A 15,526-nucleotide genomic window follows, 5' to 3' on the forward strand; every position below is an offset into this window, starting at 1 on the left:
GCCCCGGCCCCCTCCCCTCGCCTGACCCGCGCTCAGGCGCCCTGGAGAGCGGTCAGCTCTGCGGCGCCGGGCGACCGGCAGGACCCTGCCGGTTGTAGTCGGCGACGTAGGCGGCACGCTCGTCCGCGCTCATCTCGTTGAGGAGCACGTTCGGGCTCTGCAGCGGGGGGCACCGCCGCATGTGGTCCAGCGTCCACATCTTCTTGGGGTCCAAGTCGAGGTGGGGCTGTGCCGTCATGGTCTTGCCGTCGTCGCGGACGAAGCCCATGTCGGAGACGACGTCGGCCCAGTTCCAGCCGTGGTAGAGCGTCTCCCACTCGCGCTTGCCGACCAGGCGGCCCATGTTCGGGGTCTCGCGACCCTGGTACGTGGGTCGGAAGGCCTCGACGTCGGTCCACCGGCAGACCTCGTGGCAGTACGTGCGGTGCATGCCGTCGACCTCGGCCGTGACCATGTCCTCACGGACCAGACACGGCACCATGCAGGTCCAGCAGCGCGCCGGGTAGACGTAGTCCACGTCCTCGAAGACGATCGGGTTGTGCCCGTTCGGCTTCGCGAGACGGGAGTAGTTCTCCCACCACTTGCCGTACTTGTCGTACCAGCCCGGGTACTTGTACTCGAACCACTCGAAGTCGTCGTCGGTCATCGCGTCGATGCGCCAGTAGTTGGCGAGCCAACCGGTGGCGAAGAACTGCGCGACCTCGTGGACGTAGCCCTTCTCCCAGATCTGCTTCCACGACTCTTCGATCAGGTCGTGCGGGATGACCAGGCCGTACTTCTCGAGCGGGACGAGGTAGGCACGGTAGTAGTCGTCGTAGATCCACCGACGCCACATCTCCGCGTAGGACTCACGGTCCTTGCGGCGGTCCTTCGTGCCGTACTCGATGAAGGTACCGATGGCCGCGTCGACCACGCGGTGGTTGTTCCACCACGCGTAGCGCAGGTCGCGCTCGAGCAGCTGGCGGTTGTCCTCGTCCGACAGCGCCATCAGGAGGGTGGCGTAGCCGTTGGAGATGTGCCGCGACTCGTCCGACTGCACCGAGTGGAAGACCGTGGGCAACAGGTAGTCGCCGTTGGCCGCCGCCTCGGCGGGCATCGCCACGAACAGCGTGTTGGTGAACGCCGTCTCGGCCACGATCGTCAGGTAGATCGAGGCCGCGGTGATCGCGTCACCGGTGATGAACCCCTCGGCGAACTGGCGGCCGATGGTGCCGCAGTAGTCGCTGTGGAAGTTCCGCAGGCTGTTGTTGAAGCCCGCCGGGTCGATGTAGTTGTTCATGTACAGGCGCTTGAGGTTCTGCTGGATCGTCGAGTGGCGTACCTCGTCGATCATCTGGATCGCCTGACCGTTGTGCAGCTCCGGGTTCGGAACCACGTGGAACAGCATGGGCATCGACCGCGCCGCCGAGATCTCGGGCAACGGGATGATCGACAGGAACAGCTTCTGCCACTCCAGCCAGCGCTCCTGCACCTGGCGGAACATGTTGCCGCGAATAGCGCCGTCCGACGCTCCGTAGACGCGGTGGTCCTTCTCCTCCTGCATGGGGAAGTAGGACCGCAGGACCTGCTTGAGCGGGTCCTTCTTCGCGGCCTTACGGAAGGTGTAGTCGGTCCCGTACTTCATGTACGGCTCGTGGTACTGCGGCTCCCAGGCCAGTTCCTGGATCTTCTGGTGAGCCTTCGCCAAGCTCTGCCGACTCACGTCGTCTCCTCACGGTGGTGGGCGAGTGGCACAGAGTTCGGCGGTCGAGGAAGAGACGGCGCGGGAGCCCACCTCGTCGTCGGACCCTGTGCCGGTCGAGCTGCGACGTGGGTCACAGCCCGTCCGGTGACCAGATCACACTCCGGACCACGCTCACCTGGGGTCTCAATCTGAGACGGTGCCCCCCTGACCTGCCCCTATCGCTCGGAGTGTCCGCGCAGTAGCGTTCATTTCGATCCCGGCTGCCGCGTCAACGCGGACCACAGCTGCTCCGAGAAGGGCAACCGGTTGGTCACGATGAACGAGCGCGTCCACCACCATGAGGCGCCCGACACGATCGCGGTGTCAGGTGCCGGCCTCCTCACGCCCGTCGCCGTCGGGCCCGCGGCCGAACGAGTGGCGATGGCGCGGGAGTCCTTCCTGCACGACGAGCCCCCGCCGCCCGGTCTGGTGCGGCCCCCCATCCTCGCCTCGTGGACCCGGTCGCGGGAGTTCTCGGTGGCCTCCGACCACCTCGAGCTCCCGCACGAGATGGACTCCGAGCCGGACTCCCCGCTGCTCAGGGCCGCGGGGCCCGTCGTCGACGACATCGCCGACCAGTTCGCCACCGAGCCCGTCAGCGTGATCCTGTGCGACGACGAGGGCGTGGTCCTGGACCGGCGCACCGGCGACAGCGCGCTGCGCCAGCACCTGGACCGCATCTGGCTCGCGCCGGGGTTCAGCTACGCCGAGCAGTACGTCGGCACGAACGGGATCGGCACCGCCCTGGAGGGTCGCGCGCCGGCGCAGGTGTTCGGCCACGAGCACTACGTCGAGCACCTCGAGGACATGGCGTGCGCCGGAGTGCCGATCCACCATCCGGTCTCGGGCAAGCTGCTCGGTGTCCTCGACCTGACGTGCTGGCGCACCGAGGCCAGCGCGCTCATGGCGGCCACCGCGGCGACCATCGCGCAGCGCATCGAGGAGCGCCTGCTGGAGCAGTCCGGCCGCCGTGAGCTGACGCTGCTGCACGACTACCTGTCCGCCTGCCGACGCGGCCGCGGCGCCGTCGTCGCGGTCGGGGCGGACCTGGTGATGATGAACGACAAGGCCCGCGAGCTGATCGAGGCCGCGGACCAGGCCCCGCTGCTGGCGGAGGCCACCGAGGCGCTGCGCACGGGTCGGCGCAGGCAGCTGCTCGTGGACCTGCCCAGCGGCAACACCGCCCGGGTGCAGTGCCGCCCGAGCTGGGCGGAGGGCGCGCTGTCCGGCGGAGTCCTGCAGGTCCACCTGGTGTCGCGGGCCCCCGCGGCCTCCCGCGGGTCGGCCGCGGCCGTCGGTACGGCGCTGCCCACCGCCGTCGGCTCCGGCGCCCTGTGGACGAAGTGCGCGCAGACGGTCGACCGGCACTTCCGGATGCGGGAGTGGCTGGTCCTCGAAGGTGAGGAGGGTACCGGGCGGACCACGCTCGCCCGCGCCACCCACCAGGCCCACTCCCCCGCCGGACACGTCCGGGTGCTCGACGCCACGCACTGCGGCCCGGCCTGGATCGCCGAGGTGGCGGACGAGCTGCACACCGGCGGCGGGACGCTGGTCCTGCAGCACGTGGACCTGCTCGCCCCCGAGCACGCCCTGACCCTGGCGGACGTGCTCGAACCGCACCGCGAGTCCACCGACCCGGAGCGCCAGTGGGTCGTCGCCACCCGGGCGAGCGCGACCGGGCCGGACACCCCCGAGCTCGTCGAGCTGCTGGGGTGCTTCCCGCGCAGCATCGAGGTGCCGCCGCTGCGCCACCACATCGAGGACGTCGCCGAGCTGGTCCCGTACCTGCTCGCGCGGCTGACCCGCGGCGCGGACCTGCACTGTTCGCCCGAGGCCATGCGGGTGCTCATGCGGAACCGGTGGCCGGGCAACGTCGACCAGCTCTACCAGGTGCTGCGCAAGGTCGTCGCGCGGCGGCGGACGGGTGTGGTGCGGCCGGAGGACCTCCCGCCCGAGGTCCGGGCCATCACCCGCCGGGTGCTCACCCCGCTCGAGGCCATCGAGTGCGACGCGATCGTGGACGCCCTGCTGGACACGGACGGCAACAAGGCCGAGGCGGCGAGGCGGCTGGGCATGAGCCGGGCGACCATCTACCGCCGCATCCGCGGCTACGGCATCACCATGCCGGACGGGTCGGCGGTCTGAGCGAGCTCCTCCGGGCGGGCGGCCTCGTCCGGAAGGACGCCGTCGAGCTCCATGATCTCGACGCTAGCGCTCAGGCCGTCCCGAGGAGGGCCAGCAGCTCCTCGTACGGTCCGACGACGTAGGCCGTGTCGCCCGCCGCCAACCGGGTGTCCCGGCGGGGTGACCGGGCGAAACCACCCGCGCTCCGGCCGAGCCCGACGACCCGGGTCCGCGCCGACAGCTCGTGGAGGGCGCGGCCGTCCAGCCCGGCGCCGACCCGCATGCGGCCGACCATGAACGGCGTGCGGTCGACGTAGAAGGTGCCGAGCACGTCCAGCCCGAGCGCCGCGCCGACGAACCAGGGGGCGGCGAGCGCGGCCGTCGAGCGGACGTAGCGGAAGTCGAAGCCCTCCTCGACGGCCTCGGACAGGTCGCGGTCGAACAGCCGCAGCACCACCGGGACCTCGGCCCAGCGGTCGGCGAGCTGGTCCCGCACGGCGAGGCCCGTCTCGATGTTGACGAGATCGTCGCTGGTCAGGACCGCGACCGCGGAACACTCGGCGAGATTGACCTCGGCCAGCACCGCCGCGTCCGTGGCGTCCCCGGCCACGACGGGGACACCCAGCTCCCGGGCGCGGGGCAGGTGCCGGTTCGCCGGGTCGCGCTCCAGGACCACCGGGCGGGCGCCCGCCGCGAGCAGCCCCTCCAGCACGCCGATCCCGACCGCCCCCAACCCCACGACGAGCACGTGCCCGCGCATCGACCGGATCCGCCGCCTGCTCACCGACCGCTCGATCCCGCTGCTCACCAGCAGCTGGGTGAGCAGCGCGAACAGCACCGCGGCGAGCACGACGCCGAGGAACATCATCCCGATCGCGTAGACCCGCAGCCAGGTCGCCTGGTCGGCGAAGGAGAAGTCCCCGTAGCCGACCGTGCCGATGGTCTCCACCGAGAAGTAGATCGCATCCACCCAGGTCATGCCGCCGCCGTCGGGCTTGGTGTAGCCGGCGTGCAGCACGAACACGGAGAACACGAAGACCGCGAACAGGCCCAGCGCGGTCGCCTTGAGCGGCCGGTCGGACTCCGCGAGCAGGGTCCGCAGCACGTCGGGGAGGGTGGTCCGCCCACCCTCGTCCGCGCGGCGCACGGCCCGCTGGGCACCGGCGCTGCGCGCCCCGATCCGCACCGGTTCCGGGGGCTCCTCCACCGGGTGTCCGGCCTGGGTGAACTGCTCCGGCGTGCCGATCAGCGTGACCCGCGCGCCCACGCCGACCGAGTGGTCCCGCCCCGGGCACAGCACGGGCTCCGCCTCGATCGCGGCCAGCGGCGCCAGGTCGCCGTACAGGCTGCGCAGGGTGCCCGCACGCGGGGCGACCAGCGTCGTCACGACGAAGCGGGTGCCCTCGATGTCCACCGGGTGCGGCCGTTGTCCGAGGCAGGCCTCGACCACGGACGGTGCGGCCAACGACGCCACTCCGAGCACGCTCCCGTCCGTGGTGCGCTCGGTCAGTGCCCGCCCGACCGCCGGGTTCTCCACCCGGACGACCAGCCGGGTGTCCGGGGCCAGCCTGCGGGCGAGGAGGGCGGCCTCGGTGGCGGCCAGGTCGTCGTCCGGCACGACGACGACGGCCGCGGCCTGCCCGATCCCGGCCTCCACCAGCGCCTCCCGCGGCCTGCCCGGGAAGCGGGGCACGCCCCAGGCCTGCAGCAGGTGGTCGGTGACGGGGTCGGGCTGGTCGCCTGCGTCGACGACTGCACACTCGATGCCCGCCGCGTGCAGCTGTTCGACGGTGCGTACCCCCACCGCGCCGACCCCGCAGACGACGACGTGCCCGGACAGATCGGCCATCCGCGGAGTGTTGCGATCTCGTATTACGGGCTGGTGACGTCCTGTCCGGTGTGTCCGGTTGTCGTCCGCTAGGTTCGCAGATGTGCTGGACATCGGGGGGTTGGCCAAGCGGTTCGGGACTCGGACGGCGCTGCAGGACGTGACGTTCTCCGTGCGGCCGGGTGAGGTGTTCGGGTTCGTCGGGAGCAACGGCGCGGGCAAGACCACGACCATGCGGATCGTGCTCGGCGTGCTCAGCGCGGACTCCGGCGAGGTCCGCTGGAAGGGCTCCGCGATCGACGCGGACGTCCGGCGTCGGATCGGGTACATGCCCGAGGAACGCGGGCTCTACCCGAAGATGAGGGTCGGCGAGCAGCTCGCCTACCTGGCCAGACTCCACGCGGTGTCGGCCGCGGACGCCGCGGCCGCGGTGGCGCGCTGGACCGAGCGGCTGGGGGTCGCCGAGCGGGTGGGCGACGAGGTGCAGAAGTTGTCGCTGGGCAACCAGCAGCGGGTGCAGCTGTGCGCCGCACTGGTGCACGACCCCGAGATCCTGGTGCTGGACGAGCCGTTCTCCGGGCTGGACCCCTCCGCCGTCGAGGTGATGAGCCGCGTGCTGCGGGACAAGGCGGACGAGGGTGTGCCGGTGGTGTTCTCCTCCCACCAGCTGGACCTCGTCGAGCGGCTCTGCGACCGGGTCGGGATCATCGCGGACGGCCGGATGGTGGCGGTCGGGACGGTGGCCGAGCTGCGGTCTGGCGGAGGCGGAGTGCACGGAGCCGACCATCGGCCCGTGGTCGCCCGGCTGGACGTGGTGGGCCCGCCCGCGGGGTGGGCCGACACGGTGGCCGGGGTTCGGGTCGTCGCGGCGGAGGGCACGCACACGCGGGTCGAGCTCGACGGGGCCACCGACCAGGACGTGTTGAAGGCGGCCGTGGCCGCGGGTCCGGTGCACGAGTTCACGCCCTACCGACCGCCGTTGACCGAGCTCTACAAGGACGTGGTGTCGCGATGACGGGGCTGTCTCCGGGGCAGGCGGTCGGGCTGGTGGCCCGCCGCGAGTTCACCACCCAGGTGCGCTCGAGGAGCTTCGCCATCGGGATCGTGATCTCGCTGGTCATCTTCGGGATCTACGCGCTGATCTTCCAGTTCATCGGCAGCCAGTCGTCGTCGAACACGCTGGGGGTGACGCCCGCGGCCCGGCCCGTGGTCCCGGCGCTGCAGCAGGCGGCGACGGCGGTCGGGCGGACGCTGACGATCACGGACGTGAGTGCCGCGGAGGGCGCCGCGCAGGTGCAGGCGGGCGACCTCGACGCCCTCCTCGACCGGAACCCCGGCTGGACGGTCACCGGGCGGGACGCGGTCGGGGACGAGCTGTCGTCGCTGGTGGCGACGGTCGTCCGGCAGACCACGCTGGACCAGGCGCTGCAGGCCGCGGGGCAGAACCCGGCCGCGGTGGCGGAGCAGAGCCGGGTCGCGGTCAGCACGCTCGAGCCCGAGGATCCCGAGCGCGGGCAGCGGTTGGGGCTGGCGATCATCACCGCGGTGCTGCTGTTCATGTCCTTGATCGGGTACGGCTCGGCCGTCGCGCAGGGGGTCGTCGAGGAGAAGTCCTCACGGGTCGTCGAGCTGCTGTTGTCCACGATCAAGCCGCTGCACCTGCTCGCGGGCAAGGTGCTCGGGCTCGGCGCGGTGGGGCTGTTGCAGCTGCTCATCCTCGGCGCGATCGGCGTGGTGGTCGGCAGCGTGACCGGGCTGCTCACGGCCCCCACGGCGGCGGCGGGCGCGCTGGTCGCGGCCGTGGTCTGGTACCTGCTCGGGTTCTTCCTCTACGCCTCGGTCTACGCCGCGGCGGGGTCGATGGTGTCCCGGCAGGAGGAGCTGCAGTCGCTGGTCGCGCCGATCATGTTCCCCTTGTTGCTGCCGTTCATCTTCGCGGTGTCGGTGCTGCCCGGGGACCCGCGCAACACCCTCGGCACGGTCCTGTCCTTCGTGCCGTTCTTCGCCCCCACGCTCATGCCCGTGCGGCAGGCGCTCGGCGTGGCGGCGTGGTGGGAGGTGCTGATCGCCGCCGTCCTGACGCTCGCGACGATCGTCGGCGTGGTGGCGGTGGCGGCGCGGATCTACCGGAACTCGGTGCTGCGGACGGGGGCGCGCGTCAGCTGGTCGGAGGCTCTGCGTGGGTGAGGTCGTGCTCCGTCCGTGAGGCGTGGACGTGGGCCTGGTGCCGCTTGGCCCAGCCCGTGAGCAGGGTGTGATCCATGGTTCGGGAGCGGGGCGGTCGGTCTCCGACCAGGAGGCTCCCGGATGGTGGATCACGTGGAGCGGGGCTTGGGCTTCCACTGGGTGAAGCCGGCCTTCTCGGCGTCCTCCGCGGTGCGGAACCAGGCCTCGGGCTTCGTACGCTGGTAGTACGGGCTCGACGGGGTGTGGAACAACATCGACGAGGCGTTGCCCTTGATCGTGTACTCCGGGCCGGGCGCGGACCCGTCGGGCAGCGAGGCCGCCGACCCGGGGCCGTAGGGCTCCTTCGGGTTGACGGCGGGGAGCGACATCGTGGGGAGGTCGTCCGAGGGCGGGGCCGCGGGCGCCTCCGCCTCCGTCCGTTCCTCGGGCGCGAACCCGCTGGAGGCGGAGGGGGTCGAGGCGGCGAAGAGGGCTGTCGGCGCGTCGCTCGGCTCGGCGGGCTTCCCCGGGGCGACCGTCGGTTCCGCGGACTCGGTCGGCTCGACGGACTCGGTCGGCTCGACGGACTCCGCCTGCTCGACGGACTCCGCGGGCGCGGTGGACGCCGCCCGCTCCTCCGTCCTGACAGGCGCTGCCACCGGGGTGAGGAGGGCGGAGGGACGGGAATCCGCGGAGCCGGAGGGGACGGGCTGCGCGGAGGGCCGGGCCACCGCGGCGGCCCACTCGTCCGTGACCGGCGCGCCGGTCGCCGAGCGCCGCAGGAACCACCACGCCCCCGCGCCGACGGACCCTGCCAGCAGCCCCACCAGCACGAATCCGCGCCTGCGTCCGCGTCGGTCGGCCATCGGGACTCCCCTCGTGAAGTGCTGGGGCCAGCCTAGGCGTTCACCCGTATGCCGCGCCGAGTGGCTCCGGACGCCCACGTTGCACGGCCCCCCGGACGGCCCTCACCGCCGCGCGGCCTTCACCCGCTCGTACCGGTCCAGCGCCTCCTGGCGCTCGGCCTTGTGGTCGACCATGGGCTCCGGGTAGCCGTCGGGGATTCCGTCGGCCAGCTTCCAGGGCTGGTGCACCGCCTTGCCCTCGATCCCGCGCAGCTCGGGGACGTACGTGCGGACGTAGTCGCCCGTCGGGTCGAACCGCTCCCCCTGGGTGATCGGGTTGAACACCCGGAAGTACGGCGACGCGTCCGTGCCGCTGCCCGCGGTCCACTGCCAGCCGTGCTGGTTGGAGGCGAGGTCGCCGTCCACCAGCAGCTGCATGAAGTGCCGCGCCCCCCACCACCAGGGCAGGTGCAGGTCCTTGACCAGGAAGGACGCCACGATCATCCGCACCCGGTTGTGCATCCATGCCTCGGTACGCAGCTGGCGCATGCCCGCGTCGACGATCGGGAAGCCGGTCCGGCCCTCCTTCCAGGCGTCGAGCCGGGCGTGGGCGTCCTCGCCGGAGGCGACGGGAAGGGCGTCGAACGCCTTGTCGTAGTTCTCCCGCGCCGAGTCCGGTCGCTGGAACAGGATGTCCGCGTAGAACTCCCGCCAGGCGATCTCGGTGCGGTAGGTGTTCGCGCTCTCGGACCGCTTCTTCGCGAGGTCCGCGAGGAGTGTCCGGGGGTGCACGCAGCCGTACTTGAGGTAGACCGACATCCGCGAGGTGCCGGGCCGGTCCGGGAAGTTGCGGGCGTCGCCGTAGTCGTCCACGGCGCCGTCGAGGAAGTCCTTCCACGTGGCCAGGCCCGCCTTCTCGCCCAGTTCCGGCAGCTCGGCGTCGACCGCGACATCCGACGGAATCGCCACGGACCCCTTCTTCGGCGGGTCCATCCAGGTCACGGTCTTCGCGGAGGTGTCGGCGGGGCCGCGCCACCCGTGGTCGGCCCAGGCGCGGCGGAACGGGGTGAAGACCTTGAACGGCTCCCCGTCGGACTTGCGGACCCGGCCGGGGGCGACGGCGTACGGCGAGCCGGTGCGGTGGAGCTCGCGGCCCGCGTCGGCCAACGCCTTCTCGACGGCCTCGTCCCGCTTCGTGCCGTACGGGCCGAAGTCCGCCGCGATGTGCACCGCGGACGCCTCGACCGACTCGGCGATCCGCGGCACGACCTCGACCGGGTCCCCCTCGACGACGTGCAGCCGCCCGCCGAGCGCGTCGGACAGCTCGCGCAGACAGCCGTAGAGGAAGGTCAACCGGGCCCCGCCACTCGGTCCGGTCAGAGCCGGGTCCAGCACGAACAGGGCCAGGGCCTCGTCCGACTCGGCCGCGGCGAGGAAGGTGGGCTGGTCGGCGACGCGCAGGTCGCGCCGGAACCAGACGATGGAACGGTCGGCCATAGCCCGACGCTAACGGCGCCCGCCGCACCTCGCGCGCCGAACCGCGACACTCGACCCGCTGGTGGACGGCGGCGCCCGACGACGTCGACGTCCGACTCGAGCGTCGGACGTGGGGGACTCGCGGGGCCTGATCGTCCGACTCGCGCGTCGGCAGTGGGGGACTCGCGGGCGGGAGCGGCGACGGCCCCTCCCGCGAGAACCAGCCGTGGCGGGAGGGCCGTCGTCCGAACAGGGGTCAGCGGGAGCCGAGCTCCTTGTAGTCCCGCTCGCCGGAGCCCGTGTAGAGCTGGCGGGGGCGGCCGATCTTGTTGGCCGGGTCCGCCATCATCTCGCGCCAGTGCGCGATCCAGCCCGGGAGCCTGCCGAGCGCGAAGAGCACGGTGAACATCTTCACCGGGAAGCCCATGGCCCGGTAGATCACGCCGGTGTAGAAGTCCACGTTCGGGTAGAGCTTGCGCTCGACGAAGTAGTCGTCCGCGAGGGCCTTCTCCTCGAGCTTCATCGCGATGTCCAGCAGCGGGTCGGAGACACCGAGGGCCTTGAGCACCTCGTCCGCGTTCTGCTTGACGATCTTCGCGCGCGGGTCGTAGTTCTTGTAGACCCGGTGCCCGAAGCCCATCAGCTTCGCGCCCTTCTCCTTGTTCTTGACCCGCTCGACGAAGGCGTCGACGTTGCCGTCCTCGGTCTCCTGGATGCGGGTGAGCATCTCCAGGACGGCCTGGTTGGCGCCGCCGTGCAGCGGCCCGAACAGCGCGTTCACGCCCGCCGAGATCGAGGCGAACAGGTTGGCCTGCGACGAGCCGACCAGCCGCACCGTGGAGGTCGAACAGTTCTGCTCGTGGTCCGCGTGCAGGATCAGCAGCGTGTCCACGGCCTTGGCCATGATCGGGTCGACCTCGTACGGCTCGGCCGGGAAGCCGAACGTCATGCGGAGGAAGTTCTCCACCAGGCCCAGCGAGTTGTCCGGGTAGAGGAACGGCTGGCCCACGGACTTCTTGTAGGCGTAGGCGGCGATGGTGAAGACCTTCGCCATGAGCCGGACCGTGGACAGCTCGACCGCGTCGGAGTCGAACGGGTCCAGGGAGTCCTGGTAGAAGGTCGACAGCGCCGAGACGGCCGAGGACAGCACCGGCATCGGGTGCGCGTCCCGCGGGAAGCCGTCGAAGAACCCCTTGAGGTCCTCGTGCAGCAGGGTGTGCCTGCTGATGTCGGTGGTGAACTTCTCCAGCTGGGCCTCGGTGGGCAGCTCGCCGTAGATCAGCAGGTAGCTGACCTCGAGGAAGCTGGACTTCTCCGCCAGCTGGTCGATCGGGTAGCCCCGGTACCGGAGGATGCCCGCGTCCCCGTCGATGTAGGTGATCGCGGAGGCGCACGCCGCCGTGCTGGTGAAGCCGGGGTCGAACGTCGTCATCCCCGTCTTCGCGAGGAGCTTGCTGACATCGACCGCCGATGCCCCCTCGGTCGGCGCCTTGATCGCCATGTCGTGCGTGCCGCCCGGGTAGTTCAGGACAGCGGTGTCTTCGTCAGCCATGTGGAGGTTCCCTCTCACACTCTCGTTTCATCTGCGTTGCACGCCACGCTAGTGCGCGAGGGGTGCATTCGTATCGTTCGGTCGTACCCGTCACGTCCCCGAGCGGTCAGGATCACTCCGGGCACGGCCGTCACGCCGCATCGTCGTCCCCCTATCGCGTGACGGCATCCGCTGGCGGGACCCGGTAGGACCAGAACTCGCGGAACCGGAACACCACGACGACGGTGGCGACGACCACGGCGAGCCCGCCGATCCACGCCGCCGTCCCCGGTCCGACCTCGGCCGCCGCCGCCCCGTGCCACAGGTCGGCCAGCCGGGGCCCACCCGCGACGACCACGAGGAACACGCCCTGCATCCGGCCGCGCATCTCGTCGGTGGCCACGGACTGCAGCATCGAGTTGCGGTAGACCGAGCTGACCAGGTCCGCGGCGCCCGCCACCGCGAGGAAGACCACGGCGAGGGCCAGCGAGGACGTCAGGCCGAACAGTGCGACGCCGATCCCCCAGACGCAGATCGCGATCGTGACCGCCACGCCCTGCCGCGAGACCCGCGTCAGCCAGCCGGACAGGATGCCGCCCGCGACCATGCCCAGCGGGATCGCGGCGTAGAGCAGGCCCATCGCGAACCCGCCGCCCGGTGGGTCGCCGAAGACGGTCTGGCTGATCTCGGGGAACACCACACGCGGCATACCGAAGCCCATCGCGATGACGTCCACGAGGAACGACACGAGGAGCACCTTGTGCATCGCCGCGTACCGGAAGCCGTCGGCGATCTGCCGCAGACCCGCCCGGCGCGGGCTCGCCTCCCGGGGCGGGACCGCGGGCAGCCGGAAGGTCGCCCAGATCGTGGCGAGCAGGAGGATCGCGTCCACCAGGTACAGCGTCGGCAGCCCGAGAACGGGGATGAACACCCCGGCGAGCAGCGGGCCGAGCACGGCGCCGACCTGGGCGACCGTCATGTTCAACGCGTTCGCCGCGGGCAGGTCGGCCGCCGGGATGAGCCGCGGGATCACCGCCGAGCGCGCGGGCTGGTTCATCGCGAGCATCGCCGACTGCACCGCGAACAGCCCGAGCACGATCCACACGTTCCCGACGCCGCTCGCCGCCACCACCCACAGCGCCAGCGAGGTCAGCGCGATGCCGGTGCCGGTGGCGAGCAGCAGCGTCCGCCGGTCGACGGCGTCGGCGATCGCGCCGCCCCAGAGGCCGAACACGATCAGCGGGACCAGCCCGAAGAGGCCGGTCAGGCCCACGTAGGCCGAGGACTGGGTCATCGCGTAGATCTGCGCGGGGACGGCGACGACGGACAGCTGGGCCCCGATCGTCGTGACGATCCCGGCGATCCAGAGCCGACGGTAGGCGGGCGTGCGCAGCGGTGTGGTGTCCGCGAACAGGCCGCGGACGAGCCGGGTCAGCCGGGTGGCCGCCGTCGGCGAGGCGACCGTCGGCGCCTCCGGGTCCGGTGGCAGCGCCGCCGTGGACCCCGCGGCGAGGCGGTCGGTGGTCGCGTCGGTCGGCCCCGACGCGGGCACCGTCGAGGGGTCCGCCCGGGGGTTCCGCGCCGGGCGGGTCGGCGGGTCCGCGCGGCGGGGACCCGCGGGCAGCGGATCCGTGGGCTGGTCCGGTCCCGATCCCGGACGAGGGTGCGTCACGTTCTCACGACTACCACGGCGACGCCGGGTCCTCGCAGCCCAGGCACCGCCGAAACCGGACTCACGGGGCGAGTCGGACGACCTTCCAGGTCCGCGAGTCCCGATCCCCGACGAACCGCAGCCGGTCGTGCATCCGGTTGGTGCGGCCCTGCCAGAACTCCACCTCGTCCGGCACGATCCGCCAGCCGCCCCAGTGCGGCGGCCGCGGGATCCGCTCGGTGTCGGCGAAGCGCCGCTCGATGTCCGCCAGCGCCGTGTCCAGCACCTGCCGGTCGGCGACGACGACGGACTGCGCCGACGCCCACGCTCCCAGCTGCGAGCCGCGCGGCCGCTGCGCCCAGTAGGCGTCCGCCTCGGCGTAGCTCGTCTGCTGCACGATCCCGCGCACGTGGACCTGCCGGTGCAGCGGGTACCACGGGAAGGTCGCGGAGGCCTCGTGCGACTGCCGCAGGTCCTGGCTCTTCGCCGAGGTGAAGTTGGTGTAGAACACCACGCCGCGCTCGTCCAGCCCCTTGCACAGCACGGTCCGCGACGACGGCCTGCCCGCGGGATCCGCCGTGGCCAGGACCATCGCGTTCGGCTCGACCACCCCGGCCGCCTCGGCCTCGGCCAGCCAGCGGCTGAGCTGCTCGTGCCAGGTCGGGGCGAGCTGCGCGGTGTCGAAACCGTCCTGCCCGTAGTCGACCCGCATCGCGGCGAGCGTGGTATCCGTCATCCGTACCTCCTCGTCGGATCTCGCACGGTAGGCACTCCCCCGCCGCCGTCACCACCCTCCGTTCGGGTCCGGTGACCGATGACACCGTTGTGCGGGCGGGTCGGGCGGGGGAAGGTGACGGCGAGCACGCGCGCGATCGCGCGCGTGAGCAGGGACATCGGCCGACGGCGCCACCCGGCGTGGTCCGCCGGTGCCCGCGTCGTCACGAAGGAGATCCCCGGTGTCCGAAGTGCCCCCGCCCCCTCCCGGGTTCAAGTCCGGCCTCGAAGGCCACGTCGCCTTCCGGACCGAGATCGCCGAGCCGGACAAGGACGGCGGCGCGCTGCGCTACCGGGGCGTCGACATCGAGGACCTCGTCGGTTCGGTGACCTTCGGCAACGTCTGGGCGCTGCTGGTCGACGGCCGCTTCGGCCCGGGCCTGCCCCCGGCGGAGCCGTTCCCGATCCCGGTGCACACCGGGGACGTCCGGGTGGACGTGCAGGCCGCGCTGGCCATGCTCGCCCCGCACTGGGGATACAAGCCCCTGCTGGACACCGAGCCGGAGGAGGCCCGCGACCAGCTGGCCCGCGCCTCGGTCATGGCGCTGTCCTACGTGGCGCAGTCCGCCCGTGGGATCGGGATCCCGGCCGTGCCGCAGTCCCGCATCGACCAGGCGGAGACCATCACCGAGCGCTTCATGACGCGCTGGCAGGGCGAGCCGGACCCGGCCCACGTCAAGGCGATCGACGCCTACTGGGTGTCCGCCGCCGAGCACGGCATGAACGCCTCGACCTTCACCGCGCGCGTCATCGCCTCGACCGGGGCGGATGTCGCGGCCTCGCTGTCCGGCGCGATCGGCGCCATGTCCGGCCCGCTGCACGGCGGCGCCCCGGCCCGTGTGCTGCCGATGGTCGCCGAGGTCGAGAAGACGGGCGACCCGGCGGCGCTGGTGCGCGGCATCCTGGACCGCAAGGAGAAGCTGATGGGCTTCGGGCACCGGGTCTACCGGGCCGAGGACCCGCGCGCCCGCGTGCTGCGCCGCACGTGCCAGGAGCTCAACGCCCCGCGCTACGAGGTCGCCGCGGCGCTGGAGCAGGCCGCGCTGGCGATCCTGCGCGAGCGCCGCCCGGACCACCCCATCGAGACCAACGTGGAGTTCTGGGCCGCGGTGATCCTCGACTTCGCCAACGTCCCGCCGCACATGATGCCCGCGATGTTCACCAGCGCCCGGACCGCCGGGTGGTCGGCGCACATCATGGAGCAGAAGCGCGAGAACAAGCTGGTCCGCCCGTCGGCGCAGTACATCGGTCCGGGCCCGCGCAAGCCGCAGGACGTCGAGGGTTGGGACCTGCTGTCCTGACGCCCCTTCGACGCTCGGGGTCCCCAAGCGTCGCTGTGTGGCGCTCGGGGACCCCGAGCGCCACGCCCCACCGACACCTGGGGACCCCGAGCGCCACCGCATGACGC

The 15,526-nt window shown here is 71.9% G+C and carries 11 protein-coding genes; 4 read left to right on the forward strand and 7 right to left on the reverse strand.

The features are described from left to right. Positions 1–52 precede the first annotated feature (52 nt). Entirely contained in the window at positions 53–1,687 is a 1,635-nt protein-coding gene (locus tag ABD993_RS01415) for a ferritin family protein (protein WP_345411989.1), read from the reverse strand. 312 nt (positions 1,688–1,999) lie between these two features. Between ABD993_RS01415 and ABD993_RS01420 the strand changes: the two genes are divergently transcribed. Then, entirely contained in the window at positions 2,000–3,868 is a 1,869-nt protein-coding gene (locus ABD993_RS01420) for a sigma-54-dependent Fis family transcriptional regulator (protein WP_345411881.1), read from the forward strand. A gap of 70 nt (positions 3,869–3,938) precedes the next feature. On the opposite strand, the gene ABD993_RS01425 is transcribed toward ABD993_RS01420, so the two are convergent. Then, positions 3,939–5,696 carry a potassium channel family protein gene (locus ABD993_RS01425; RefSeq protein ID WP_345411882.1) on the reverse strand — a complete coding sequence of 586 codons (1,758 nt, stop codon included), beginning with the start codon at positions 5,694–5,696 and terminating at the stop codon, positions 3,939–3,941. A gap of 82 nt (positions 5,697–5,778) precedes the next feature. On the opposite strand from ABD993_RS01425, the gene ABD993_RS01430 reads away from it, so the two are divergent. Beyond that, a complete protein-coding gene (locus ABD993_RS01430) occupies positions 5,779–6,690 on the forward strand; it encodes an ABC transporter ATP-binding protein (protein ID WP_345411884.1) in 912 nt (303 codons plus the stop codon). Beyond that, positions 6,687–7,862 (forward strand): ABC transporter permease, encoded by a 1,176-nt coding sequence (locus ABD993_RS01435; protein ID WP_345411886.1) that lies wholly within the window; start codon positions 6,687–6,689, stop codon positions 7,860–7,862. Before ABD993_RS01430 ends, ABD993_RS01435 begins: the two co-directional genes overlap by 4 nt. A gap of 128 nt (positions 7,863–7,990) precedes the next feature. On the opposite strand, the gene ABD993_RS01440 is transcribed toward ABD993_RS01435, so the two are convergent. The 5 genes from ABD993_RS01440 to pdxH form a co-directional block, all read right to left on the reverse strand. Further along, positions 7,991–8,707 (reverse strand): sunset domain-containing protein, encoded by a 717-nt coding sequence (locus ABD993_RS01440; protein WP_345411888.1) that lies wholly within the window; start codon positions 8,705–8,707, stop codon positions 7,991–7,993. A gap of 102 nt (positions 8,708–8,809) precedes the next feature. Continuing rightward, positions 8,810–10,183, reverse strand: a complete 1,374-nt coding sequence (locus ABD993_RS01445) for a cryptochrome/photolyase family protein (RefSeq protein ID WP_345411890.1) — start codon at positions 10,181–10,183, stop codon at positions 8,810–8,812. A gap of 235 nt (positions 10,184–10,418) precedes the next feature. Continuing rightward, on the reverse strand, positions 10,419–11,714 hold the full coding sequence (locus tag ABD993_RS01450; RefSeq protein WP_345411892.1) for a citrate synthase: 1,296 nt from the start codon (positions 11,712–11,714) through the stop codon (positions 10,419–10,421). 151 nt (positions 11,715–11,865) lie between these two features. After that, on the reverse strand, positions 11,866–13,128 hold the full coding sequence (locus tag ABD993_RS01455) for an MFS transporter (RefSeq protein WP_345411991.1): 1,263 nt from the start codon (positions 13,126–13,128) through the stop codon (positions 11,866–11,868). A gap of 298 nt (positions 13,129–13,426) precedes the next feature. Then, entirely contained in the window at positions 13,427–14,080 is a 654-nt protein-coding gene (pdxH, locus tag ABD993_RS01460; RefSeq protein WP_345411894.1) for a pyridoxamine 5'-phosphate oxidase, read from the reverse strand. 220 nt (positions 14,081–14,300) lie between these two features. Here pdxH and ABD993_RS01465 point away from each other — a divergent pair, with 220 nt between their 5' ends. Beyond that, positions 14,301–15,419 carry a citrate synthase 2 gene (locus ABD993_RS01465; RefSeq protein WP_345411896.1) on the forward strand — a complete coding sequence of 373 codons (1,119 nt, stop codon included), beginning with the start codon at positions 14,301–14,303 and terminating at the stop codon, positions 15,417–15,419. Positions 15,420–15,526 lie beyond the last annotated feature (107 nt).

It is taken from the genome of Pseudonocardia xishanensis, assembly GCF_039541715.1.
GTDB classification, from domain to species: domain Bacteria; phylum Actinomycetota; class Actinomycetes; order Mycobacteriales; family Pseudonocardiaceae; genus Pseudonocardia; species Pseudonocardia xishanensis.